Below are 22797 nucleotides of genomic sequence, written 5' to 3'. Positions count from 1 at the left end.
CGCGACCCGGTGTCAGGAGGGCCCGGTGCCCGGCGAGAGCCGGCGCCGGGCCCTCTCGGCGTCCCGGTCGCGCCCGCGGACGCGGAGCCCGCTCCGCCTCAGCCGCTCGACCAGCTCCCGCGCGCCGACGGGGACCGCGCCCGCGGCGACGAGCTCGTCGATCCGCTCCTCGGGCACGTCGTAGTGGTCCAGGTCGAAGCCGCGCTCGGGCACGCCGAGGCGGCGCGCGAAGTCGTGGAGCTCCTCGAGCGAGACGTCGCTCACGAGGTGCGCCCACAGTCGGCCGTGCGCCGGCCAGCGCGCGGCGTCGACGAGGATGGCCATTCCCCGATCGTAGGCGGCGCGCCGTCCGTCCTCGCGCCTCCTCCTCGACTATCGTGACGGGGTCGCCGGTCGGGCGGACACGGCTTCGCAGTCGTGTGCGTTTGACCGTGGAGCGCGGATCCCGTACTCTTGACCGTTGGTGTGGCGCGATCCATGTGCTCACGCAGATTTCCGTTGTCGCTCCGCCCCTCACGGGGCGCGGGCCGCGGTGCCGGTTCCCTCGTGTCGTGAGGAGACGGGTACGAACCGGAAGACCGGGGCTCAGCCCCGTCCCTACAAGCCCCGGACGAGGCCTCCGCTCCGTCCAGACGAGAAACAGGTACGAGAAGTGGTTTACGCAGTTGTGCGCGCCGGCGGTCGGCAGGAGAAGGTCGAGGTCGGCACCATCGTGACGATGGACCGTGTCAAGGCCGACGAGAACGGCACCGTGCAGCTTCCTGCCGTGCTGCTCGTCGACGGTGAGTCGATCACCTCGGACGCGGCGACCCTCGCGGGCGTCACCGTCACCGCCGAGGTGCTCGAGGACCTCCGTGGTCCGAAGATCATCATCCAGAAGTTCAAGAACAAGACCGGTTACAAGAAGCGCCAGGGGCACCGTCAGGACCTCACGCGCGTCAAGGTCACTGGCATCAAGTAGTCCTGCAAAGGAATTGAGCTGACCTGCGGAGCGAGCCATCGCCCTGCAGGGCAACAGCACGGGGCTGCGGCCCCCCGGTCTCGAGGAGATGAGAAATGGCACACAAGAAGGGCGCGAGCTCCACTCGCAACGGTCGCGACTCGAACGCGCAGCGTCTCGGCGTCAAGCGCTTCGGCGGCCAGGTCGTGAACGCGGGCGAGATCATCGTCCGCCAGCGCGGCACCCACTTCCACCCCGGCGCGAACGTCGGACGCGGTGGCGACGACACCCTGTTCGCCCTCTCGGCGGGCGCTGTCGAGTTCGGCAGCAAGGGCGGCCGCAAGGTCGTCAACATCGTGGCGGCCGCCCAGTAGGGTCGACCTCCTCGGCCGCACAGGCACAGGACGCAAGGGGCGGGCTTCGGCTCGCCCCTTGCGCGTTTACCGGGGCACAGCCCCCCGGCGCCGGCATCCCGGCGCCGCACGCACTCACGGACGGATTCACACCATGGTCACCTTCGTCGACAACGTCACGCTGCATCTGCGTGCCGGCCACGGCGGCAACGGCTGCGTCTCCGTCCGTCGCGAGAAGTTCAAGCCGCTCGCCGGCCCCGACGGCGGCAACGGCGGGCACGGGGGCGACATCGTCCTCGTCGCCGACCCGCAGACGACGACGCTGCTCGCCTACCACCGCCACCCGCACCGCAGCTCCGAGAACGGCGGTCCCGGCATGGGCGACCACCGCGCGGGCGGGAACGGCGAGCTCATGGAGCTCCCCGTCCCGGTCGGCACGGTCGTCAAGTCGCCGGACGGCGACCAGCTGATCGACATGGACGAGCCCGGCCTCCGGTTCGTCATCGCTCCGGGCGGGCAGGGCGGCCTCGGCAACGCCTCGCTCGCCACCACGAAGCGCAAGGCGCCCGGCTTCGCGCTGCTCGGCACGCCGGGCTGGGAGGGCGACGTCGTCCTCGAGCTGAAGACCGTCGCGGACGTCGCGCTCGTCGGGTTCCCCTCGGCGGGCAAGTCGAGCCTCGTCGCGGCGATCTCAGCGGCCAAGCCGAAGATCGCGGACTACCCGTTCACGACCCTCGCGCCCAACCTCGGCGTCGTGCAGGCGGGGGAGTCGCGGTTCACCGTCGCCGACGTGCCCGGTCTCATCGAGGGTGCGAGCGAGGGCAAGGGCCTGGGCCTGGAGTTCCTCCGCCACGTCGAGCGCTGCACCGCGCTCGTCCACGTGCTCGACTGCGCCACGCTCGAGCCCGGCCGCGACCCGCTGACCGACCTCGACATCATCCTCGGGGAGCTGGCGGCGTACCCCGTCGGCGACGGACAGGTGCCGCTGATCGAGCGCCCGCAGCTGATCGCGCTCAACAAGGTCGACGTGCCCGAGGCCCAGGAGCTGGCCGACTTCGTCCGGGCCGACCTCGAGGGCCGCGGCTACCGCGTCTTCGAGATCTCGACGGTCAGCCACTCGGGACTCCGCCAGCTGACGTTCGCCCTCGCCGAGATCGTCGAGAAGCACCGCCTCGAGCTCGCCGCTGTGCCGCGGGTGGAGCGCATCACCATCCGCCCCCGCGCCGTGGACGAGAAGGACTTCGAGATCCGCGTCGAGGGCGGCTCGTACGGCAACGTCTACCGGGTCCTGGGCACCAAGCCCGTGCGCTGGGTGGCGCAGACCGACTTCACGAACGACGAGGCCGTCGGCTTCCTCGCCGACCGCCTGGCCAAGCTCGGAGTCGAGAACGGCCTCTTCTCGGCCGGAGCGGTCGCCGGCTCCACCGTCGTCATCGGCCCCGGCGACGGCGTCGTCTTCGACTGGGAGCCGACCCTCACCTCGACGGCCGAGCTCATCACCGCGCCCCGCGGAACGGACCTCCGCCTCGAGGACAACCGGCGCAAGACGCGCAACGAGCGTCGCGAGGACTACTTCGAGCGGATGGACGCCAAGGCCGAGGCCCGCGCGGAGCTCGAGCGCGAGCGCCAGGGCGGCGTCTGGCGCGTCGCCGACGAGGGCGACGGCACGGAGGCCGTCGAGGAGAGCTGACTCCCGCCGCCGGGGTCGTCTGCCTCTACACTGGCCGGATGCCGCAGACGACCCCCGACAGCAGTGCGCTGACCGAGCGGTTCGCCGCCTCCCGCGTCGCGTCGCGCTCCCTCCGCAGTGCGACCACCGACCTCAAGAACCGGGCTCTGCTCGCCATCGCCGACGCGGTGCGCTCGAGCGCCGAGCGCGTCGTCCCGGCGAACGAGCTCGACCTCCAGCGGGGTCGCGAGAGCGGGATGAGCGCGGGCCTGCAGGACCGCCTCCGCCTCGATGCGGCGCGCCTGGGGTCCCTCGCCGACGCCGTCGTCGCGGTCGTCGGGCTCACCGATCCGGTCGGGCAGACGGTGCGGGGATCGAACCTGCCCAACGGCGCCTCCCTCACCCAGGTGCGGGTCCCGTTCGGCGTGGTCGGAGCGATCTACGAGGCGCGCCCGAACGTCACCATCGACATCGCAGCGCTCGCCCTCAAGAGCGGGAACGCCGTGATCCTGCGCGGAGGCACGGCCGCGGAGAACACGAACCGCGTCCTGGTGGAGCTGCTGCAGGAGGCCGTCGCCGCCGTGGGCCTGCCCGCCGAGCTGGTGCAGACGGTCGACGACCACGGCCGCGAGGGCGCGAAGGCCCTCATGCGAGCGCGCGGCTACGTCGACGTCCTGGTGCCGCGGGGGAGCGCGGGCCTCATCGAGTCAGTCGTGACGGAGTCGACGGTCCCCGTGATCGAGACGGGCGCCGGAGTCGTCCACGTCTTCCTCGACGCCAGTGCCGACGAGCAGTGGGCCGTGGACATCGTCCACAACGCCAAGGTGCAGCGCCCGAGCACCTGCAACGCCCTCGAGACCCTCCTCGTCCACCGCGACGCCGCCGAGCGCCTCCTCCCGCCCGTCCTCGGCCGGCTCGCGGAAGCGGGAGTGACCGTGCACGGCGACGAGCGCGTCGCGGCGCTCTGGCCCGACGCGGTGCCCGCCACCGACGAGGACTGGTCCGCGGAGTACTACTCGCTCGACGTCGCCGTCGCGATCGTCGACGACCTCGACGCCGCGATGGCCCACATCGACCGGTACTCCACCCACCACACCGAGTCGATCGTGACGAACGACCTCCGGAGCGCCGAGCGCTTCCTCGCCGAGGTCGACTCCGCGGTCGTGATGGTCAACGCCTCCACCCGCTTCACCGACGGCGGGGAGTTCGGGTTCGGCGCCGAGGTCGGCATCTCGACGCAGAAGCTGCACGCTCGGGGCCCCATGGGTCTTCCCGAGCTGACCAGCACGAAGTGGCTGCTGCGCGGCGCGGGACAGGTCCGCGCCTAGCGCCCGGACCGGCGATCCGGCGTCGAGCGGCGTCCGGGTAGACTCGTCGGAGCCCCGCCGGGGCGACCACGACCTCCAAGGAGCACTGCATGTCCCTCGCGACGACCGTCCTCGCCGAAGCAGCGGCCCACACGGAGCTGCCGTTCCCCCCGATCGTCTTCGGCCTGATCGCCGCCGTCGCCTTCACGGCCCTCGGCTTCGTCACCTGGAGCTACCGCGACGTGGCGAACCGCCACTCGCACAAGACCGGCGCCGGCTCCCACGACCAGCACGGTCACGGACACTAGGCGGGGAGCCCAGCGATCGTGACGTCCGCCGCGAGCGGAGGCCCGCGGCGTCCGCGCATCGGCGTGATGGGCGGCACCTTCGACCCGATCCACCACGGTCACCTGGTCGCCGCCTCCGAGGTGGCCCAGTCGTTCGACCTGGACGAGGTCGTCTTCGTGCCCACCGGCCAGCCGTGGCACAAGAAGACGGTGACCTCCGCAGAGCACCGGTACCTGATGACGGTGATCGCGACGGCGTCGAACCCGCGCTTCACCGTCAGCCGCGTCGACGTGGACCGGATCGGCACGACCTACACGATCGACACCCTGCGCGACATCCACGCCGCGCACCCCGACGCCGAGCTGTTCTTCATCACCGGCGCGGACGCGGTCGCTCAGATCCTGAGCTGGAAGGACTACGACGAGCTGTGGGAGCTGGCCCACTTCGTCGCCGTCAGCCGGCCGGGGCACGTCCTCAACGTTTCGGGATTGCCGGCCCAGGACGTATCCTTGTTGGAGATTCCGGCACTGGCGATCTCCTCGACCGACTGTCGGAGCCGCGTCAACCGGGGTCATCCGGTCTGGTACCTGGTTCCCGACGGTGTCGTCCAGTACATCTCGAAGCACCACCTGTATCGGAGCACGTCATGACAGTTCAGCCCGAGGAGAAGCCGCTCACCCGGCGCGAGATCCGCGAGCGCGAGAGGCGCGAGGCCGGTGCGGCCACGACCGCCGCCGTCCCGACGACGTCCCGCCGAGCTGCCACCGCGACCGCCACCACCGCCGGCGACATGCCGGTGCTGACCCCCACCCAGGCCCTGCGGATCACCCCGGTCGAGCCGAGCCCCGCGAGCGAGCCCGACCTGCGGACCTCCTCGATGGAGATCGTCGCCACCGAGAACGCCACGGGCCGCCAGCTGACCCGTCGGGAGCTGCGCGCACTGCTGGCGCAGCAGCAGGCGGAGAAGGTCGCCGCCGCCCCGGAGGCGGAGCCGCCCGCCGACGAGGAGCGGTCGGACGACGAGCGCTCCGACGACGTCGAGGGCGCCCTCGAGCGTGCCTCGGCGCTCCCGCCGACCGGGGCGGTCCCCGTGATCGAGGCGGCCGACGAGTCCCGCGACGCGGAGCCGGTGCCCGAGGGTGCAGCGGAGCAGGAGCCGGAGGGCGACGAGGACGTCGTCACCGAGGACGCACCCGAGGCGTCCGAGCAGGAAGCGGACGAGTCCGCCACCGACGCGACCGCGGACGCCGACGAGGCCGACGCGGCCGAGGTGCACGAGGCCGAGATCGAGAGCTCCTCCTCCGACGACGAGACGCCGTCCGCGGACGCCTCCGACGAGCGGGACGCGGACGACGAGCAGCCGACGGCCGGCGAGCAGCCCGAGCAGCCGCACCTGAACACGGCGCTCTTCGCGTCGGTGGGCGGATCCCTCGACATCGCCGACGAGAAGGCCACCGAGATCACCGGGAGCTTCGAGCCGCCGATCGAGCACCTCGCCATCACCGAGGAGCTCGACAGCAAGTCGAAGGAGGAGGTGGACGCCTCGTTCGACTCCCTCATCGCGAGCGGAGTCGCCGCCACCGGTGCCGTCACCACCACCAACGCGCTGATCCTGCCGACCACGGGTCCCGGCGCGACCGTCGGCACGGACACGGGGGAGATCCTCGTCACCGGCTCGTTCGACCTCCCGCGCAGCCTCGGCTCCACGGGCCAGCACCCGAACCTCTACGACTCGCCCGATGTGGACCGCTACGTCGACCGCATCGACCGCGAGCAGCCCGCCGGCGAGTCCGAGCCGGTCCGGGCGTCCAGCGCCGTCTCCACCCACGCCGCCGGCACTTCGATGATCGCGCCGCAGAAGCGCGCCGGCGTGAGCGTCCCGGTGGTCCTCGCGATCACCGCGGCCGTCCTGCTGGTCGGCGCGATCGCGCTGTTCATCGGCGGCTTCGTGCTCAACATCTTCTGATCTCCACCACCGACACTGAAGGCTTCATGACTGCGACCGATTCCGCCCGCGCCCTGCTCCAGCTCGCGGCCACCGCCGCCGACTCCAAGGGCGGTGAGGACCTCGTCGCCCTCGACGTCTCGGGGCCGCTGCCGCTGGTCGACATCTTCCTCCTCGCCACCGGCCGCTCCGAGCGCAACGTGGTCGCGATCGCGAACGAGGTGGAGGACCGCTTGAACGACTCCGGCGCCAAGCTGCTGCGCCGCGAGGGCCGTGCGGAGGGCCGCTGGATCCTCCTCGACTTCGGCGACCTCGTCGTGCACGTCTTCCACGAGGAGGACCGCATGTACTACTCGCTCGAGCGCCTCTGGAAGGACTGCCCGACGGTGCCGTTCACCCTCGAGCAGCCTGTTGCCGTCGACTCGTCGACGTCCTCGAACTGACGAACACGCCCGGCGACAGCGCTCGATTTCACTTCACGCGAATCGTGTTGTAGTTTATTCGAGTTGCTTCCGCCGGGCGTAGACAGCGCAGGACAGCACGAAGCAAGACAGAACAGAACATGGGTCCGTGGCGCAGCTGGTAGCGCACCTGCATGGCATGCAGGGGGTCAGGGGTTCGAATCCCCTCGGATCCACCGAACAGGTCCGCACTCCTCCGGGAGTGCGGACCTTCGTCTTTCACGGCGCTACAGGGTCCGGCGCCGTCCTGTCCGTCGTCGTCCTGTCCGGCTCAGGCCGGTCAGTCCAGCCAGGACCGTGCCCGTCCGGCCACCGGGTCCCCCTGCTGGTCACGCACGGGGCGGCCCGACCGGCTCCACATGGCCGCCGCATCCGGCGAGGAATCCGGAGAGCTCGCCCCAGGCGTCCTCCCCGATCGTGGTGCCCGGGCGCCGTGCGAGATCGGCCAGAGCGTCCGTCAGCTCGTCGACTCCCGTCACGATCCTCGTCTGTGCCGCTCCCGTGCCCTGCCATCCGGGCGCGTACGTCCTGACGTCGGGGTGGCTGTAGAGCACGGCCGTCTCGAACCACGGCGTGGGCAGACCGTTCAGGGCCAGGTGCTCGTTGAGCCTCGCGGCCTGGATCCGGACCTGCCGGGCGGGGACGTGCTGCTCGACATGCGTGCGCACCGTCCACCGCGACACCGTCCCCGGTGCGATCTGAACCGCGAAGGCCTCGGGCAGGGCGTCCTCGTCGAGGAGGACGCCGTAGGAGGGGTGGACGGTACCGGGTCGCACGCCGTCGAAGACGACCCCCTGCCAGTACTTGGCCTCGATGATGAGCGCGCCGTGCCGGGTGAGCAGCAGATGGTCGATCTGCGCGAGGAAGCGGCGCGTCGTGCGCGCCTCGACCGGTACGAAGACGACGTTCGTGGCGAGGACGCCGGACAGCCCCGCCGAGGCGCACGCCTCCCGGATCAGGGTGTGCGAGACGGCCTCGCTGCTCCAGGTCCTGGCGAGCGCGTCACGGGTCTGCTCGACCTCCTCCTGCGCCGTCTCGAGCTCGGTCCGACTGAGGTCGCGCTCGGCGTCGCGCGCGCGCGTCAGTGCCTTGAGCGCCGCCTCGTGGCTCCGCTCGCGCTCGGCGATCGTGCGCTGGTGCTCCTCCGAGGCCTCCTCCGCGGCCTGCTCCGCCGCCGCTCTCGCCGCAGTGCGCCGTCGGCGGCCGGCGACGACCGTGATGAGAAGGGCCAGGAGCAGGGCGGCCGCGACGGCCCAGGGCAGGTACTCGTTCATGGCCCCCAGGCAAGCACGGACCACCGACCGTGCGCCGCGACGGCTCCCGATCGCGCCGCTCGGCAGACTGGCCTCAGTGCGCTCGCTCGTGCCCTGTCCGGACGTCTTCGTCGGCGTCCGCCTGAGCGCGCAGGCGGAGACGCCGACCCTGCGCCGGCCGATCGCGCAGGCGGAGCCCTACCGCCGCCTGGCGGACGCGATGCGCGACCAGCACGAGGTCCGGCTGACCGGCGTCGAGGGCACGCTGCTGGGCCTCGTCAGCCCGCAGCCGTTCCAGGGGATCAGCGTCGCCGGCCTGCACACGCACGTCGTCGACACCACCGGAGGGATCGGCGGCCACGTGCTCGCCGCCTCCGGAGTCGCGGGCCTGCTCGAGATCGAGCAGTACGGCGGCATCACCCTCCTCCTGCTGGAGTCGGACGACCACCCGCGAGCCGACCTCGACGCGGCGGCCGACGCAGACGCCGCGATCCGCGCCGTGGAGACCGACCACCCGCGCTGAGCGGCCCTACCCTGGACGCATGCCCTCACTGCGCGACGTCCATGCCGTCATCGACCGTCTCTGGCCGGAGGCGGCCGCCGAGAGCTGGGACGCGCCCGGCCTGGTCACCGGCGACCCCGACGCCGCGGTGGAGCGGATCCTGCTCACGGTCGACGTGGTCTCCGACACCGTCGCGGAGGCCGTCGACGGCGGATACCAGCTCCTGGTCGCGCACCACCCGCTTCTGCTGCGCGGCGTCACCTCGATCGCCGAGGACGGCTACAAGGGCCGCCTGCTCGCGGACCTCATCCGGGGCGGCTGCGCACTGATCTCGGCCCACACGAACGCCGACATCGTCGCGGACGGCGTCTCGGACGTGATCGCGACCCGCCTCGGCCTGACCGGCACGACGCCGCTCGTCCCGGGCGCCGACCCGTCGATCGGGCTCGGCCGAGTGGGCGACCTGCCCGAGGAGGTGACGCTCGGACGCCTGGCCGGAGCCGTGGCCGAGCTCCTGCCGGCCACCGCAGGGGGAGTGCGGGCCGCGGGCGCCTACGAGACGCCCGTGCGCCGCGTGTCGCTCTGCGGGGGAGCGGGGGACTCGCTCCTGGACGCCCCCGCCGTCCGCACGAGCGACGTCTTCATCACCGCCGACCTCCGGCACCACCCGGCGTCCGAGGCGCGCGAGAAGGCCCTGCACGGCACCGGCCCCGCCCTCATCGACGTCTCGCACTGGGCGAGCGAGTGGCTGTGGCTCGACGTCGCCGCGACCGCGCTGCGGGAGGCCCTGCCCACGGTCACCGTCGAGGTGAGCGAGACCCGCACCGACCCGTGGGATTTCGCGATCGTGCACTGACCCGCCGCGGGCACGGGAGAATGGACGCGGCGCGCCCGTACTGCGCGCCGGGAACGAGGACCGCCACGTGAAAGCCAGCCCCGCACACCAGCGCGAACTCCTGACTCTGGCGAGTCTGGACACGAGGGGCGCGCAGCTGCGCCACGCCCTCGCGACGCTCCCGCAGATCGCGCGGATCCAGGCGATGCAGGCCCGCGACAACGAGACCCGCCGCTCCCTCGCCGAGCGCACAGGGCGCCTCGAGGACGTGCGCACCGAGCTCGGGCGCATCGAGTCCGACGTCGGCGTGGTCGAGAAGCGGCTCACCCGCGATCGCGACCGCCTGCAGACCGCATCCGCGGCCAAGGACATCGCCGCGCTCGAGAGCGAGATCACCTCCCTCGTGAAGCGGCGGGGAGACCTCGAGGACATCGAGCTGACCCTGATGGAGCGGATCGAGGGCATCGAGTCCGAGGTCGCCGCGGCTCAGGCCGAGCGCGACGAGGTCGTCGCCTCGCTCGGGACCCTCGCCGAGGAGCGCGACGCGCAGGCCGAGAAGCTCCGCGACAAGCAGGAGGCGCTCGCCCGGGACCGGGCGGACCTGGTGACGACCCTTCCGGAGGACCTGGTCGAGCTGTACGAGAAGCAGCGCGCCCGCTACGGAGTCGGCGCGGCCCTCCTCCGCGGGAAGGTGTCGGAGGGGAGCGGCGTGGCCCTCACCGAGTCGGACCTCTCCTGGATCCGCGCCTCCGCTCCCGACGAGGTCGTCCTCTGCCCCGACAGCGGCTGCATCCTGGTGCGCGGCGAGGAGTCCACCCTCGCCTGAGCCGTACACTGGACGGGCGAACGGGCCGGCAAGACGGTCGCGTCACCGCGGCGAGAGCCGTGGTGCCGAGGAACGTCCGGGCTCCGCAGAGCAGGGCGGTGGGCAACACCCACCCGGGGCGACCCGCGAGACAGTGCCACAGAGAACAGACCGCCGTCGGCTCCGGCCGGCGGTAAGGGTGAAACGGTGGTGTAAGAGACCACCAGGGGCCGGAGTGATCCGGTCCGCTCGGTAAACCTCGCCCGGAGCAAGGTCAGACAGAGGACGATGCGGCTGCTCGTCGGGTCCTCGGGTAGACCGCTGGAGGGTCACGGCGACGTGGCTCCGAGAGAGATGGCCGTCCAGCGCCCGCCGAGAGGCGCGGCGTGAACAGAACCCGGCGTATCAGCCGACCCCTTCGCCACGAGATGCCCCGCCCCGGCGGGGCATCTCGCGTCTCCGCCGGTCGCCGAGCTCGCGCTCCCGCCCGCAGGCAGCGCGACGGCCTGCCGTGGCGGTTCCCGGGTCTCGATACATCCTTGCGCCGCCACTCGACAGGACTGGCGCGGTCCATCTCTCGCGCTGCCTCCTGCGGACGAAGTGGTGCAGCACGACGTCCGGCAGGCGCCGATCCCGGAGGACGGTCCTGAGACGCCGCTGCGGATCGCCGCCGAGGACCAGGTGCCCCCGCCCACGTCCTGGCTCACCGCGACCGCTGGACCCTGAAAGCCTGATCACGTCCGTCCGCCATGGCGCCACGCACCAGGCGAACCGGCGAAACGCGTGCCAGCGTTTCGCCGTAGCCGTCCGCACCCCGCTCCCCGGAACGCGTCACCTCCCGAGGCCGACCGCGCCTCGGCGGGCGGGGACCGGCGAGGAAAAAGACTCAGCCCCGCCCTGCGAGCGCGGCCGCGCCGAGGATGCCGGCGTTGTTGCGGAGCGCCGCCGGGATGATCGGGGTGCGCAGGTCGAGCAGCGGGAGGAACTCGTCGTGGTGCTTGGAGATGCCGCCGCCGACGATGAAGAGATCGGGCCAGAGCAGCGCCTCGAGGTGGGAGTAGTAGCGCTGCAGGCGCTTCGCCCAGTGCTTGTAGTCGAGGTCGTCGCGCTCCTTGGCGGCGAACGAGGCCTTCTTCTCGTAGTCGCCGCCGTGGATCTCGAGGTGGCCGAGCTCAGCGTTGGGGATGAGGATCCCGTCGTGGATCTGCGCCGTCCCGATGCCGGTGCCGAGGGTGGTCATGATGACCAGGCCCTCCTTGTCCTTCGCCGCTCCGAAGCGCGACTCGGCGTAGCCCGCCGCATCGGCGTCGTTGACGAAGAAGATGTTCCGGCCGATCGCGTCCTCGAACAGCTTCTCGGCCTCGAGGCCGATCCACTCGTCCGACACGTTCGCCGCCGACATCGTCCGTCCGTGGACGACGACGGCGGGGAAGCAGATGCCGACCGGGGTGTCCGAGGGCACGTCCGGGATCTTCTCGAGGATCTGCTGGACGGTGGCGACGATGTCCTTCGGCGTGCCGCCCGGGGGAGTGGCGAGCTTCATCCGGTCGCTGAGCAGAGTGCCCGCGGCCAGGTCCACCGAGGCCCCCTTGATGCCCGTTCCCCCGATGTCGATTCCGATGGCGGTCGCCGCAGCAGTCATAGCGGCCATGCTAGCGAAGGGCGGGGGTGCGGACCGACGCGGGCTGCGGCGTAGGATCGCGGCATGGCTGACGGCGACGCGAACTCCTGGTGGTACAACCTCAAGGCCGGCACGGTGGAGCAGGGATTCGTGTCCCCCTCCGTCGACCGGGTGGGACCCTTCTCCTCTCGCGAGGAGGCGGAGCACGCCCTCGAGCGGCTGCACGAGAACAGCCGCAAGTGGGCCGAGGAGGACGCCGCCGAGGACCGCTGACCGCGGTTACTCGTAGCTGTGCTCGGCGCCGGGGTAGGCGCCGGACTCCACGTCGTCCCGGAACGCGGTGACCGCTCCGGTGAGCACGCCGCGCAGATCCGCGTACTGCTTCACGAAGCGGGGGATGCGGCCGGTGGTGAATCCGGCGAAGTCCGTCCACACGAGCAGCTGTCCGTCGACGTGCGGTCCCGCTCCGACTCCGATCGTGGGGATGCGCAGCTCCTCCGTCACCTGACGTGCCGCGTCGGCGGGCACCATCTCGAGGACGACGGCGAACGCACCGGCCTCCTGGACGGCGCGCGCGTCGGCGAGCAGCTGCTCGATGCCCTCGCCGCGCCCCTGGACCATGTGGCCGCCGAGCCCGTGCTCGCTCTGCGGCGTGAAGCCGATGTGCGCCATCACGGGGATGCCCGCCTCGACGATGCGCCGGATCTGCTCGGCGGAGCGGACTCCGCCCTCGAGCTTCACCGCGTGCGCGTGCGTCTCCTTCATGAAGCGGAACGCCGTGTGCAGCGCGTCGTCGGCACCCGACTCGTAGGAGCCGAAGGGCATGTCGGCGACGACGAAGGCGCGCTCGACGGCTCCGGCGACGGCACGTGCCAGCGGGATGAGCTCGTCGACGGTGACGGGCAGAGTGGTGTCGTACCCGAGCACCGTGTTGCCGGCGGAGTCGCCCACGAGGAGGAAGTCGATCCCGGCGTCGTCGAAGATCTTCGCCGTCAGCTGGTCGTAGCTGGTCAGCCCGGTGATGCGGACACCGGAGTCCTTCGCGTTCTGGAAGTGGCGGGTTCGAACGCGTTTCACGGGCTGCGCTGACATGGGCGCCAGTCTACGGCGCGCCTCGGGCGCCCCGCGGGCCCCGGTCGGAGGCAGTAGCCTGAGGGTCGAAACAGGAGGGGTCTGGATGGACAAGCAACGGGACTTCGTTCTTCGCACCATTGAAGAGCGAGGGATCAAATTCGTTCGCCTCTGGTTCACCGACGTCGTCGGCACGCTGAAGTCGGTCGCGATCGCGCCGGCCGAGGTGGAGGGCGCGTTCGCGGAGGGGCTCGGCTTCGACGGCTCCGCCATCGAGGGCCTCACCCGCTCCTTCGAGGCCGACGTCCTCGCGCATCCGGACCCGTCGACCTTCCAGATCCTCCCGTGGCGCGGAGAGATCGACCCGACGGCGCGGATGTTCTGCGACATCACCACGCCGGACGGCCAGCCCGCCGTCGCCGACCCGCGCAACGTGCTCAAGCGCACGCTGGCGAAGGCGGCCGAGCGCGGGTTCACCTTCTACACGCACCCCGAGATCGAGTTCTACCTCCTCAAGTCGTCGTCCTTCGGCGCCGAGGGTCCGGAGCCGGTCGACTCCGCCGGGTACTTCGACAACGTCCCCGGAGGCACGGCGCACGACTTCCGCCGCCGCTCCGTGCGCATGCTGGAGGATCTGGGCATCTCTGTCGAGTTCAGCCACCACGAGGCGGGCCCCGGCCAGAACGAGATCGACCTCCGCTACGCGGACGCGCTCACGACGGCCGACAACATCATGACCTTCCGCACCGTGATCAAGGAGGTGGCGATCGAGCAGGGCGTCTATGCGACCTTCATGCCGAAGCCGCTCTCCGGGCACCCCGGCTCGGGCATGCACACCCACCTCTCGCTCTTCGAGGGCGACGTGAACGTGTTCTACGAGCAGGGCGCCCAGTACCAGCTGTCGAAGCTCGGCCGCCAGTTCATCGCGGGCCTGCTCAAGCACGCCCCCGAGATCACCGCCGTGACGAACCAGTTCGTCAACTCCTACAAGCGGCTCTGGGGCGGCGACGAGGCGCCCAGCTACGTCTCGTGGGGCCACAACAACCGGTCCGCCCTCGTGCGCGTCCCGCTCTACAAGCCCAACAAGGGGCAGTCCTCGCGCATCGAGTACCGGGCGCTGGACTCCGCGGCGAACCCCTACCTGGCGTACTCGCTGCTCCTGGCAGCCGGGCTGAAGGGCATCGAGGAGGGCTACGAGCTCCCGGCCGAGGCCGAGGACAACGTGTGGGCCCTCTCGGACGCGGAGCGCCGGGCGCTCGGCTACGGCGCCTTGCCCGCCAGCCTCGACCGCGCCATCTCGCTGATGGAGGAGTCCGAGCTCGTGGCCGAGACGCTGGGCGAGCAGGTGTTCAACTTCGTGCTGCTCAACAAGCGGAAGGACTGGGCCGAGTACCGCGCCCAGGTCACGCCGTACGAGCTGCGCAGCAACCTCGAGATGCTCTGACGCCTCGGCCATGCCCCGCGAACGCTCCCTCCGCGATGTCGCACGCCTCGGCTTCGCCGCGCTCGGCGAGACCGGAGCGCGGCTGGCCGAGGCGGAGGAGCTGGCCGGGCGGCAGCTCGAGTCGGTGCTGCCCTCCTTCGCCCGGGTGGCGGATCCGGACGAGGCGCTGCTCGCTCTGATCGACCTGCTGCGACGGCACCGCGACAGCATGGACGCGGTCCTCGCCGACGACGAGGCCCTGACCCGGCTGCTTCTGGTGGTGGGGGCCTCCTCCGGCCTCGCCGACTTCCTCCAGCGCCGGCCCGACGAGCTGGCCAGCGTGCTCGAGCCGGTGCGCACGCTCCCCGGGCGCGCCGAGATGAAGGCCGAGCTGCTCGAGTCGGTCGGCGCCGTCGACGGCTTCTCGTCGCTCCGGGAGGAAGCGGGCTGGACGGCGCTGCGCGTGCGGTACCGCCGCCTCCTCACCAGGATCGTCGTCCACGACCTGAGCCAGGCCGACCCCGTCGCGGCGATCGACCGGGTGACGAGGGCGCTGGCCGACCTCGCCGGAGCCGCGCTGGAGGCGTCCCTCGCCGTGGCGCGGACCGAGCTGGTCGAGGGCACGGGCCCGGGTCGCTTCGGCCGCGACGAGGTCGCCGCCACCCGCTTCGCCGTCATCGGCATGGGCAAGGCGGGAGCGTCCGAGCTCAACTACGTCAGCGACGTCGACGTGATCTTCGTCGCCGAGGGCGACCCGGAGAAGGAGCTGACGAACGCCCGTGCGATCGACGTCGCCACCCGGCTCGCCGTGCTCCTCATGCGCGGAACCTCTGCGCTGGCGATGGAGCCGGAGCTCTGGGAGGTCGACCCGAACCTGCGCCCGGAGGGCAAGCAGGGCGCGCTCGTGCGCACCCTCGAGTCGCACATCACCTACTACGACCGGTGGGCGAAGAGCTGGGAGTTCCAGGCGCTGCTCAAGGCGCGTCCGCTCGCCGGCGACCAGGAGCTGGGGCGGGCGTACGTCGACGCGGTCGCGCCCAAGGTCTGGTCGAGCGCCTCCCGCGAGAACTTCGTCGAGTCGGTGCAGCGGATGCGGGAGCGGGTCACCGAGAACATCCCGCAGAACGACGTCCATTACCAGATCAAGCTCGGGCCTGGCGGCCTGCGCGACATCGAGTTCACGGTGCAGCTGCTCCAGCTCGTCCACGGGCAGACCGACGACGAGATCCGCATGCCCGGGACTCTGCTCGCCCTGGGCGCCCTCGCCGACCGCGGGTACATCGGCCGCTCCGCCGCGGAGGAGTTCGCGCAGGACTACCGAGCACTCCGGCTGCTCGAGCACCGCCTCCAGCTGCGGCGCCTGCGACGCACGCACCTGATGCCGCGGGACGAGCACGAGCTGCGGACCCTCGCCCGCTCCAGCGGGCTCGCCCGCACGGCGGAGGAGCTGCTGAGCGTCTGGAACGGGATCAAGCACCGCGTCCGGGGCCTGCACGAGCGCCTGTTCTACCGTCCGCTGCTCTCCGCGGTCGCCGCGCTCTCCGACGGCGGCGCCGAGCTGTCCACCGGCCAGGCGGAGGCGCGCCTCGCCGCCATCGGCTTCGCGGACGCCCGCGGGGCGCTCGGCCACATCGCCGCGATGACCTCGGGCGTCTCGCGCCGCGCGAGCATCCAGCGCCACCTCGTGCCGGTGATGCTGCAGTGGTTCGCCGACGGACCGGACCCGGACTACGGCCTGCTCGCGTTCCGGCGCCTCAGCGACGCACTGGGCGGGACGCCCTGGTTCCTCCGGATGCTGCGCGACTCGTCCGGAGCCGCCAAGCGGCTCACCACGGTGCTCTCCGGATCGCGCTTCGTCGGCGAGCTGCTCGACCGCATCCCGGAGTCGGCGGCCTGGCTCGAGGACGACGACGCCCTCCGCCCCCGCAGCGCCGCCCAGCTCGCCGAGGAGGTGCGCGCCGTGCTCGCCCGGCACGAGACGCCCGACGCGGTCGCCTCGGTCCTCCGCTCGATGCGCCGGCGCGAGGTGCTGCGGACCGCCATGGGTGGCGTGCTCGGCCTCAGCTCGATCGAGGAGATCGCGACCAGCCTCACCGACATCATCAGCGCACTGCTGGGCGGCGTGCTCTCCGCCATCCGGCGCGGCAGTGCGACCCGGCCCGGCGCCGACGCGGAGTTCGCGATCATCGGCATGGGCCGGTACGGAGGGGCGGAGCTGGGCTTCGGCTCCGACGCCGACGTGATGTACGTCCAGCGACCCGGCACCGCCGAGCCGCACCAGGCCCAGCTCTACTCGCAGTTCGTCGTCGCCGAGCTGGTCCGGCTCACGGAGGACTCCCGCCTGCCGCTCGACCTCGACGCCGACCTGCGGCCCGAGGGCAAGAACGGGCCCCTCGTGCGTTCCCTCGACTCCTACCGCGCCTACTACGCCCGCTGGTCGCTGACCTGGGAGGCGCAGGCGCTGCTCCGGGCGCGGGGAGTGGCGGGGGATCAGGCGCTCATCGAGGACTTCGAGGAGCTGGCTGACGGGGTCCGCTACCCGGGAGCGGTCTCCGACCGCGACATCCGCGAGGTGAAGCGGATCAAGGCACGGGTCGAGAGCGAGCGTCTGCCGCAGGGCGCCGACCCCCGCCGTCACCTCAAGCTCGGCCGCGGATCGCTGAGCGACGTCGAGTGGCTGGTGCAGCTCCTCCAGCTGCAGCACGCGCGGCGGACCCCGGCGCTGCGGACCACCTCGACCCTCACCGCCCTCGCGGTCGCGGAGGAGGAGGGCATGGTCGGCCCGCAGGACGCGGAGCGGCTGCGTGCCGCGTGGATCCTCGCGTCCCGTGTCCGCTCGGGCACCACGCTCTGGGGCAACCGCACCAGCGACGTCCTCCCGACCGACCGCCGGCAGCTCGAGGGCGTCGCGCGCCTGCTCGAGTACCCGGCCGGGTCCGCGACGGCGCTCGAGGACGACTACCTCGGCGTGACCCGCCGCTGCCGCGCGGTCTTCGAGCGCCTGTTCTACGGGCCGGCCGCGGGAGACGCTCCCTCCTACCGCTGACGCCCGCACGCCGGGGACGGCGAAGGGCCGCCCCTCCGAGGAGGAACGGCCCTTCGGCAGTGCTGCGGGATCAGACCCCGTAGTACAGCTCGAACTCGAACGGGTGAGGACGCTGCGCGAGGGGCTTGATCTCCTTCTCGCGCTTGTACTCGATCCAGGTGTCGATGAGCTCCTGAGTGAACACGCCGCCCTGGAGGAGGAAGTCGTGGTCGGCCTCGAGGGCGTCGAGAGCCTCGCCCAGGGTCGCGGGGACCTGCGGGATGAGCTTCGCCTCCTCGGGGGGCAGCTCGTAGAGGTCCTTGTCGACCGGCTCGTGCGGCTCGATGCGGTTCTTGATGCCGTCGAGGCCCGCCATCAGCTGCGCGGCGAACGCGAGGTACGGGTTGCCGGAGGCGTCGGGCGCACGGAACTCGATGCGCTTGGCCTTCGGGTTCGTGCCGGTGATCGGGATGCGGATGGACGCGGAGCGGTTGCCGGCCGAGTAGACCAGGTTGACCGGCGCCTCGAAGCCCGGGATCAGGCGGTGGTACGAGTTGACCGTCGGGTTCGTGAACGCGAGGACGGCGGGGGCGTGCTTGAGCAGGCCGCCGATGTACCAGCGCGCGAGGTCCGAGAGACCGCCGTAGCCGTTCTCGTCGTAGAAGAGCGGCGTGCCGTCGTTCCACAGCGACTGGTGGGTGTGCATGCCCGAGCCGTTGTCGCCGAAGAGCGGCTTCGGCATGAACGTGGCGGTCTTGCCCCACTGCTCGGCCGTGTTCTTGACGATGTACTTGAACTTCAGGATGTCGTCCGCCGCGTGGACCATCGTGTCGAAGCGGTAGTTGATCTCGGCCTGGCCGCCGGTGCCCACCTCGTGGTGCGAGCGCTCGAGGATGAGGCCGGCGTCGATCAGCTTGAGGCAGATGTCGTCGCGCAGGTCGGCCTGCTTGTCGACGGGGCTCACCGGGAAGTAGCCGCCCTTGTAGGGCGTCTTGTTGCCGAGGTTGCCGCCCTCCTCGACGCGTCCCGAGTTCCAGGCGCCCTCGACCGAGTCGACGGAGTGGAACGCGGAGTTCTGCGTGATCTCGTAGCGGACGTCGTCGAAGATGTAGAACTCCGCCTCGGGGGCGAAGAACGCGGTGTCGGCGATGCCGGTCGACGCGAGGTACTTCTCGGCCTTCTTCGCGACCTGACGCGGGTCCTTGGAGTAGATCTCGCCGTTGCGCGGGTTGTAGATGTCGAAGACGAGGATCAGCGTGCGCTCGACGCGGAACGGGTCCACGTAGGCGGTGGTCACGTCAGGGATCAGCTGCATGTCCGATTCGTGGATGTTCGCGAATCCGCGGATCGAGGACCCGTCGAAGAGCTGACCGACGGAGAAGAACTCCTCATCGACAGTCGAGGCGGGGATGTTGAAGTGCTGCTGGACACCGGGGAGATCGGTGAACCGGATGTCGAGGAACTTGACGTCCGTGTCCTTGATGAACGAGAGCACCTCGGAAGAATCTTTAAACATGCAAAGGTCTCCAATGGCGTAACGGGGTGCTGCAGAGCGCAGCCGTTCCAGGGTAGTGACGGGGGGTTTCCCCACCGTGTCCCTGTTGTTTCCGACATGTTACGGGGCCCGTCCGGGGTCGGGCTCCACGTCGTCTGCCGGACCACCCGCTCCTCGGTCCGCTCCGAGACGCCGCGGATAGGATCGGAGGATGCCAGCCGCCGACCGCAGGACCTTCGCCGACGCCGCCCCGAGCTCGTACCCGGGGGAGCGTCTCGGCCTCCCCCGAGAGGGCCGCCTCTCGGTCGGACGGTCCGGCCGCCGCATCGCCGCCCTGGCCGTCGACTTCGCCGTCGCCGCTCTGCTGTCGCTCGCGTTCTTCGACTACGACCGCTGGGCGAGCCTGCTGCTGTTCGTCCTGCTGCAGGTCGTCTTCATCCCCACCATCGGCGGCAGCATCGGGCACCGCCTGCTCGGGATGCGCGTCATCCGTCTCGGCGGGGGCTGGGTCGGCGTGTGGCGCCCGATCGTGCGCTCTGTGCTGCTGGCCGTGCTGGTGCCGGCGCTCGTCTGGGACTCGGACCAGCGCGGCTTCCACGACAAGGTGGCCGGGACGGTTCTCGTCCGCTACTGACTCGCGCCGCAGACGAAGCAGGCCGGCCGGGAGAGATCCCGACCGGCCTGTCGCGTCGTGCGTCAGCGCGATCGCTGAGGGCGCACCTTGAAGGGGTCGACGCCCTTCGGGATGGGCAGCGACGTGTTGAGCGAGGAGAGCCGGTTCTTCACCGCGAGGACCTCGGCCTTGGTGAGGACCTTCTTCGTCTTCGAGAGGCGGCTCGGCACCTTGTGCAGCGGAGTCGCATCGGCGTCGGAGCCGACGTGCACGAAGGTGACGGGCACGTTCGGCAGGATCCGCGACACCTTGCGCCGCTCGTCCTCGAGCATGCGCTTGGTCCGGGAGGCGGGGCCCTCCGCGATCAGCACGACGCCTCCGCGGCCGACCGCGCGGTAGACGGCGTCCTGGGTCTTGCCGTTGACGGCGACGGGCATCTCCCCGCCGGTCCAGGTGCCGCGCAGTCCGCTGCGCAGGACGGCGCCGACCGCGCCGGGCTGCCCGGCGATCTGCCCGTAGGCGGCGCGCTCGGCGCGACGCGAGAGCACGGCGAGTCCGGCGACCAGGCCGGCCATCACGCCCACGATGATCCACAGCGCGATCACGAAGCCGTTGCCGTTGCCGAGGAGGATGCCGAGGAGCACGCCGAGCAGGATCGGGAGCAGGAGCGCGAGGAGGATGATCCAGACGGCGCTGCTGTCGTAGCGGCGGGTCATCTGGAACACCTGCCACATCTGCTTGAGACGTCCGGGTTCCTTGACCGCCTTCGTCGACGGTTCCGTGCTGCGTGCCATGACGTCAAGGATACCGAGCGGGAGCGCGGCGGCGGACCCCGGACGCGGATCCGGCTCCTCCACAGAGGGCACGTGCGCCGATCCGTCCACCGATCGGGATCGGTGGGCGTCCTCCGCCTCGACGTGCGGTCAGGCTCGCCTCATGACGAGCAGCGGGACGGTCCAGGGCCGGAGGATCGGCGGAGTGCGGACGGGGAGGCGGCGGACGCCTGCGCCGGACGCCGCACCGCCGGCCGAGCGGACGATGCGGCCGCGGGAGGCCGAGGCGCTGCAGGCGTCGCCGGTGGCTCGGCTCGCCGAGCACCGCCACCGCGAGAGCATCGTCCGGGTGGAGTCGTCTCCGAGGAGGTGCATCGTGTCGACCGCCCCTCCCGTCGTCGCCACGCTCGAGAGGTTCCTGCGGGTCGAGCGGGGGATCGGACTCGGCGCCGCGGTCACCCTCCTCGCCCCCGTGGTGGGCGCGGTCCGCTCGGCCGCGCTCGAGGGAGCATGGCTGGCTCCGACGACGGACGACATCGGCCTGACGGAGGAGGGTCGGCCCCTGCTGCTGCTGACGACGCCCGCCGTCGACACCCCGCGTGCGGCGCGCGACGCGCTGCAGCGGGTCCTGGAGCGCCTCGGGATGCTCTGCCCGGAGCTGCCGGTCGCCGCCCTCGCGCGGCACCGCGACCTGCTGGCGCTGGAGGGCAACCTCTACGGACTCGCTGATCCGCAGGGGATAGGCGAGGCGGTGCGGGCGCTGCCGACGTCCGGCGCGGGTGCACGGGGTCGGGAGGCGGTGCCTGCTCCGGCTGCCCGGCACCGGCGGGTCCATCCGCTCGACGGCTGGCAGGACCGCCTCCGGGCGTTCGTCGTCCGGCGTCGGGGACCGCTCTCCGTCGGGACGGCGATCGTGCTGGGAGCGGTGCTCGCCGGATCGCTCGCGGGCGGGCCCGGTCGGCAGGTGCAGGATGCGGAGGCGTCGACCGCAGCCGCGCCCGTTCCGGCTCGGTCGACTCCGCCGGCGGTGGCGACCGCGGCACCGCCCGCTCCGGTCGCGGCGGCCGCGCTCGACGCCGAGCAGGCGGCGGAGGTGCTGATCGACGCGGTGCGCGCGTGCGGGGACAGGGAGTGCGCCCGCGGGCTGGTCACGGCGGACTCGCCGCTCGGCGACGAAGCGGACGGCCCCGCCTCCGCTGTCCCGGCGACGGGGGAGGCGTCGGCCGTCCTCGTCGACGTGAACGGGGCATCGGCGGTCGTGCACCTCCGGACGGCCCCAGGGACGACAGCGGCCTCCGTCCTGATCATCAGGACGGAGGCCGGCTGGCTCATCCGCGACGTCTACACCGGAGCGGCCTCGTGAGAGGCGCGCTCAGGGGGAGCGTGTCAGATGCCGAGGTCGTTCTCGAACGAGCCCTCCTCGAGGCGCTCCTTGATCGCGACCAGGAAGCGCGCCGCGTCGGCTCCGTCGACCGTGCGGTGGTCGTACGAGAGCGCGAGGAAGACGGTCGAGCGGATCGCGATGGCGTCAGCACCGTCCACCTGCACGACGGCCGGCTTCTTGGTGACGATGCCGGTGCCGAGGATCGCGGTCTGCGGCAGGAACACGACGGGAGTGTCGAACAGGGCCCCGCGCGAACCGGTGTTGGTCAGCGTGAAGGTGCCGCCGGCGAGCTCGTCGGGCTTCAGCTTGTTGTTGCGGGTGCGCTCGGCCAGGTCTCCGATGGTGGAGGCGATCTGCGCGAGGTTCAGCTCGGACGCGTTCTTGAGGACCGGGGTCAGCAGGCCGCGCTCGGTGTCGACGGCGATGCTGATGTTCTCGTGGTCCGGGTAGACGATCGACTCGCCGTCGAGGGTCGAGTTGATCACCGGGTAGGCCTTGAGCGCCTCGGCCGCCGCGAGGGCGAAGAACGGGAGGAAGGACAGCTTGGCGCCGGTCTTCTCCTGGAAGCTCTTCTTGACCGAGTCGCGGAAGCGGGCGACCGCCGTGACGTCGACCTCGATGACCGAGGTGAGCTGGGCGCTCGTCTGCATCGACTCGACGGCGCGCTGCGCGAGGACCTTGCGCAGGCGCGACATCGGCTGCGTGGTGCCGCGGAGGGGCGAGGTCTCGAGCGGGGTGCGCGCGAACTTGGCGGCTGCGGCGGCGGGCGCCGAGACCGGGGCGGCCGGAGCCGACTTGGCGGCCTCGACCGCGTCGAGGACGTCCTGCTTGCGGATGCGGCCGCCGACTCCGGTTCCCGTGAGGGTGGAGAGGTCGATGCCGTTCTCGCCGGCGAGCTTGCGCACGAGCGGGGTGACGTAGCCGGGGTTGGAGTCGGTGGGCTCCGGCCGCCCCGGTCTCGGCGCCCGCCGCCGCAGCCGCCAAGTTCGCGCGCACCCCGCTCGAGACCTCGCCCCTCCGCGGCACCACGCAGC

25 protein-coding genes, 1 tRNA gene and 1 other RNA gene are annotated in these 22797 nt (G+C 71.6%); 19 read left to right on the top strand and 8 right to left on the bottom strand.

The window, feature by feature from the left end; genetic code table 11:
- Window positions 1–12: 12 nt before the first annotated feature.
- Window positions 13–324: a DUF4031 domain-containing protein gene (locus C5C10_RS02730; protein WP_104226718.1), complete on the bottom strand. Its 312-nt coding sequence runs from the start codon at window positions 322–324 to the stop codon at window positions 13–15.
- A gap of 328 nt (window positions 325–652) precedes the next feature.
- Here C5C10_RS02730 and rplU point away from each other — a divergent pair, with 328 nt between their 5' ends.
- The 9 genes from rplU (at window position 653) to C5C10_RS02685 (ending at window position 7139) form a co-directional block, all read left to right on the top strand.
- Window positions 653–961 carry a 50S ribosomal protein L21 gene (gene rplU, locus C5C10_RS02725; RefSeq protein WP_104223682.1) on the top strand — a complete coding sequence of 103 codons (309 nt, stop codon included), beginning with the start codon at window positions 653–655 and terminating at the stop codon, window positions 959–961.
- Window positions 962–1056: 95 nt separating this feature from the next.
- Window positions 1057–1314 carry a 50S ribosomal protein L27 gene (rpmA, locus tag C5C10_RS02720; protein ID WP_068209107.1) on the top strand — a complete coding sequence of 86 codons (258 nt, stop codon included), beginning with the start codon at window positions 1057–1059 and terminating at the stop codon, window positions 1312–1314.
- A gap of 133 nt (window positions 1315–1447) precedes the next feature.
- The gene (gene obgE / locus C5C10_RS02715; protein WP_104295482.1) at window positions 1448–2983 is read left to right on the top strand and encodes a GTPase ObgE; all 1536 of its coding nucleotides are present in this window, start codon (window positions 1448–1450) and stop codon (window positions 2981–2983) included.
- A 38-nt stretch (window positions 2984–3021) separates the two neighbouring features.
- A complete protein-coding gene (locus C5C10_RS02710; RefSeq protein WP_104250570.1) occupies window positions 3022–4290 on the top strand; it encodes a glutamate-5-semialdehyde dehydrogenase in 1269 nt (422 codons plus the stop codon).
- 89 nt (window positions 4291–4379) lie between these two features.
- Window positions 4380–4577 (top strand): hypothetical protein, encoded by a 198-nt coding sequence (locus tag C5C10_RS02705; protein ID WP_104223679.1) that lies wholly within the window; start codon window positions 4380–4382, stop codon window positions 4575–4577.
- 18 nt (window positions 4578–4595) lie between these two features.
- Window positions 4596–5207 carry a nicotinate-nucleotide adenylyltransferase gene (gene nadD, locus C5C10_RS02700; protein ID WP_104223678.1) on the top strand — a complete coding sequence of 204 codons (612 nt, stop codon included), beginning with the start codon at window positions 4596–4598 and terminating at the stop codon, window positions 5205–5207.
- Complete coding sequence (locus C5C10_RS02695) at window positions 5204–6523, top strand: hypothetical protein (RefSeq protein WP_104328449.1); 1320 nt, start codon at window positions 5204–5206, stop codon at window positions 6521–6523. Before nadD ends, C5C10_RS02695 begins: the two co-directional genes overlap by 4 nt.
- 26 nt (window positions 6524–6549) lie before the next feature.
- On the top strand, window positions 6550–6945 hold the full coding sequence (rsfS, locus tag C5C10_RS02690; RefSeq protein ID WP_104223676.1) for a ribosome silencing factor: 396 nt from the start codon (window positions 6550–6552) through the stop codon (window positions 6943–6945).
- Between the two features lie 121 nt (window positions 6946–7066).
- A tRNA-Ala gene (locus C5C10_RS02685) sits at window positions 7067–7139 on the top strand.
- 153 nt (window positions 7140–7292) lie between these two features.
- Here the strand turns inward: C5C10_RS02685 and C5C10_RS02680 are convergent.
- Window positions 7293–8237, bottom strand: coding sequence for a nuclease-related domain-containing protein (locus C5C10_RS02680; protein WP_146082089.1), 945 nt, complete (start codon window positions 8235–8237; stop codon window positions 7293–7295).
- A gap of 76 nt (window positions 8238–8313) precedes the next feature.
- Between C5C10_RS02680 and C5C10_RS02675 the strand changes: the two genes are divergently transcribed.
- From C5C10_RS02675 to C5C10_RS18140, 5 genes are all read left to right on the top strand, one after another.
- Window positions 8314–8739: an acetolactate decarboxylase gene (locus C5C10_RS02675; RefSeq protein ID WP_181073372.1), complete on the top strand. Its 426-nt coding sequence runs from the start codon at window positions 8314–8316 to the stop codon at window positions 8737–8739.
- A gap of 19 nt (window positions 8740–8758) precedes the next feature.
- On the top strand, window positions 8759–9574 hold the full coding sequence (locus C5C10_RS02670; protein WP_104257395.1) for a Nif3-like dinuclear metal center hexameric protein: 816 nt from the start codon (window positions 8759–8761) through the stop codon (window positions 9572–9574).
- A 67-nt stretch (window positions 9575–9641) separates the two neighbouring features.
- A complete protein-coding gene (locus C5C10_RS02665; RefSeq protein WP_104239181.1) occupies window positions 9642–10379 on the top strand; it encodes a zinc ribbon domain-containing protein in 738 nt (245 codons plus the stop codon).
- 21 nt (window positions 10380–10400) lie between these two features.
- Window positions 10401–10779, top strand: an RNA gene (rnpB, locus tag C5C10_RS02660) — RNase P RNA component class A.
- 182 nt (window positions 10780–10961) lie between these two features.
- A complete protein-coding gene (locus C5C10_RS18140) occupies window positions 10962–11084 on the top strand; it encodes a hypothetical protein (protein ID WP_258060374.1) in 123 nt (40 codons plus the stop codon).
- Window positions 11085–11244: 160 nt separating this feature from the next.
- On the opposite strand, the gene ppgK is transcribed toward C5C10_RS18140, so the two are convergent.
- Window positions 11245–12000 (bottom strand): polyphosphate--glucose phosphotransferase, encoded by a 756-nt coding sequence (gene ppgK, locus C5C10_RS02655; protein WP_104328446.1) that lies wholly within the window; start codon window positions 11998–12000, stop codon window positions 11245–11247.
- 63 nt (window positions 12001–12063) lie between these two features.
- Here ppgK and C5C10_RS02650 point away from each other — a divergent pair, with 63 nt between their 5' ends.
- Window positions 12064–12252, top strand: a complete 189-nt coding sequence (locus C5C10_RS02650; protein WP_104223671.1) for an SPOR domain-containing protein — start codon at window positions 12064–12066, stop codon at window positions 12250–12252.
- Window positions 12253–12258: 6 nt separating this feature from the next.
- On the opposite strand, the gene panB is transcribed toward C5C10_RS02650, so the two are convergent.
- Entirely contained in the window at window positions 12259–13071 is an 813-nt protein-coding gene (gene panB, locus C5C10_RS02645; RefSeq protein WP_104254909.1) for a 3-methyl-2-oxobutanoate hydroxymethyltransferase, read from the bottom strand.
- Between the two features lie 85 nt (window positions 13072–13156).
- Here panB and C5C10_RS02640 point away from each other — a divergent pair, with 85 nt between their 5' ends.
- Window positions 13157–14494 (top strand): glutamine synthetase family protein, encoded by a 1338-nt coding sequence (locus tag C5C10_RS02640; protein ID WP_068253236.1) that lies wholly within the window; start codon window positions 13157–13159, stop codon window positions 14492–14494.
- 10 nt (window positions 14495–14504) lie between these two features.
- Complete coding sequence (locus tag C5C10_RS02635; RefSeq protein WP_104328445.1) at window positions 14505–17519, top strand: bifunctional [glutamine synthetase] adenylyltransferase/[glutamine synthetase]-adenylyl-L-tyrosine phosphorylase; 3015 nt, start codon at window positions 14505–14507, stop codon at window positions 17517–17519.
- A gap of 70 nt (window positions 17520–17589) precedes the next feature.
- Here C5C10_RS02635 and glnA read toward each other — a convergent pair whose 3' ends face one another.
- Window positions 17590–19014 (bottom strand): type I glutamate--ammonia ligase, encoded by a 1425-nt coding sequence (glnA, locus tag C5C10_RS02630; RefSeq protein ID WP_104223668.1) that lies wholly within the window; start codon window positions 19012–19014, stop codon window positions 17590–17592.
- Window positions 19015–19204: 190 nt separating this feature from the next.
- Here glnA and C5C10_RS02625 point away from each other — a divergent pair, with 190 nt between their 5' ends.
- Window positions 19205–19627 (top strand): RDD family protein, encoded by a 423-nt coding sequence (locus C5C10_RS02625; RefSeq protein ID WP_104223667.1) that lies wholly within the window; start codon window positions 19205–19207, stop codon window positions 19625–19627.
- 62 nt (window positions 19628–19689) lie between these two features.
- Here the strand turns inward: C5C10_RS02625 and C5C10_RS02620 are convergent, their stop codons facing one another.
- The gene (locus tag C5C10_RS02620; protein WP_104223728.1) at window positions 19690–20400 is read right to left on the bottom strand and encodes a DUF4191 domain-containing protein; all 711 of its coding nucleotides are present in this window, start codon (window positions 20398–20400) and stop codon (window positions 19690–19692) included.
- 129 nt (window positions 20401–20529) lie between these two features.
- The gene (locus C5C10_RS02615; RefSeq protein WP_104314887.1) at window positions 20530–20754 is read right to left on the bottom strand and encodes a hypothetical protein; all 225 of its coding nucleotides are present in this window, start codon (window positions 20752–20754) and stop codon (window positions 20530–20532) included.
- A gap of 1 nt (window position 20755) precedes the next feature.
- On the opposite strand from C5C10_RS02615, the gene C5C10_RS02610 reads away from it, so the two are divergent.
- Window positions 20756–21742, top strand: a complete 987-nt coding sequence (locus tag C5C10_RS02610) for a hypothetical protein (RefSeq protein ID WP_104328444.1) — start codon at window positions 20756–20758, stop codon at window positions 21740–21742.
- 23 nt (window positions 21743–21765) lie between these two features.
- Here the strand turns inward: C5C10_RS02610 and sucB are convergent.
- Window positions 21766–22797: 2-oxoglutarate dehydrogenase, E2 component, dihydrolipoamide succinyltransferase (gene sucB, locus C5C10_RS02605; protein WP_104328508.1), on the bottom strand; the 1032-nt coding region annotated here is incomplete at its 5' end.

The organism is Rathayibacter sp. AY1A3 (assembly GCF_002930975.1).
Lineage (GTDB): Bacteria > Actinomycetota > Actinomycetes > Actinomycetales > Microbacteriaceae > Rathayibacter.
Note: the sequence above shows the minus strand (reverse complement) of the source record. Positions and strands in the feature narration are given on the sequence as shown.

Coding starts and splice junctions, on each gene's coding strand:
- panB (WP_104254909.1), bottom strand. CDS start 13,071: ATGTCAGCGCAGCCCGTGAAACGCGTTCGAACCCGCCACTTCCAGAAC.
- C5C10_RS02730 (WP_104226718.1), bottom strand. CDS start 324: ATGGCCATCCTCGTCGACGCCGCGCGCTGGCCGGCGCACGGCCGACTG.
- C5C10_RS02640 (WP_068253236.1), top strand. CDS start 13,157: ATGGACAAGCAACGGGACTTCGTTCTTCGCACCATTGAAGAGCGAGGG.
- C5C10_RS02620 (WP_104223728.1), bottom strand. CDS start 20,400: ATGGCACGCAGCACGGAACCGTCGACGAAGGCGGTCAAGGAACCCGGA.
- C5C10_RS02625 (WP_104223667.1), top strand. CDS start 19,205: ATGCCAGCCGCCGACCGCAGGACCTTCGCCGACGCCGCCCCGAGCTCG.
- obgE (WP_104295482.1), top strand. CDS start 1,448: ATGGTCACCTTCGTCGACAACGTCACGCTGCATCTGCGTGCCGGCCAC.
- C5C10_RS02650 (WP_104223671.1), top strand. CDS start 12,064: ATGGCTGACGGCGACGCGAACTCCTGGTGGTACAACCTCAAGGCCGGC.
- C5C10_RS02670 (WP_104257395.1), top strand. CDS start 8,759: ATGCCCTCACTGCGCGACGTCCATGCCGTCATCGACCGTCTCTGGCCG.
- C5C10_RS02635 (WP_104328445.1), top strand. CDS start 14,505: ATGCCCCGCGAACGCTCCCTCCGCGATGTCGCACGCCTCGGCTTCGCC.
- rsfS (WP_104223676.1), top strand. CDS start 6,550: ATGACTGCGACCGATTCCGCCCGCGCCCTGCTCCAGCTCGCGGCCACC.
- C5C10_RS02695 (WP_104328449.1), top strand. CDS start 5,204: ATGACAGTTCAGCCCGAGGAGAAGCCGCTCACCCGGCGCGAGATCCGC.
- glnA (WP_104223668.1), bottom strand. CDS start 19,014: ATGTTTAAAGATTCTTCCGAGGTGCTCTCGTTCATCAAGGACACGGAC.
- rpmA (WP_068209107.1), top strand. CDS start 1,057: ATGGCACACAAGAAGGGCGCGAGCTCCACTCGCAACGGTCGCGACTCG.
- C5C10_RS02705 (WP_104223679.1), top strand. CDS start 4,380: ATGTCCCTCGCGACGACCGTCCTCGCCGAAGCAGCGGCCCACACGGAG.
- C5C10_RS02615 (WP_104314887.1), bottom strand. CDS start 20,754: ATGCACCTCCTCGGAGACGACTCCACCCGGACGATGCTCTCGCGGTGG.
- C5C10_RS02710 (WP_104250570.1), top strand. CDS start 3,022: ATGCCGCAGACGACCCCCGACAGCAGTGCGCTGACCGAGCGGTTCGCC.
- C5C10_RS02680 (WP_146082089.1), bottom strand. CDS start 8,237: ATGAACGAGTACCTGCCCTGGGCCGTCGCGGCCGCCCTGCTCCTGGCC.
- ppgK (WP_104328446.1), bottom strand. CDS start 12,000: ATGACTGCTGCGGCGACCGCCATCGGAATCGACATCGGGGGAACGGGC.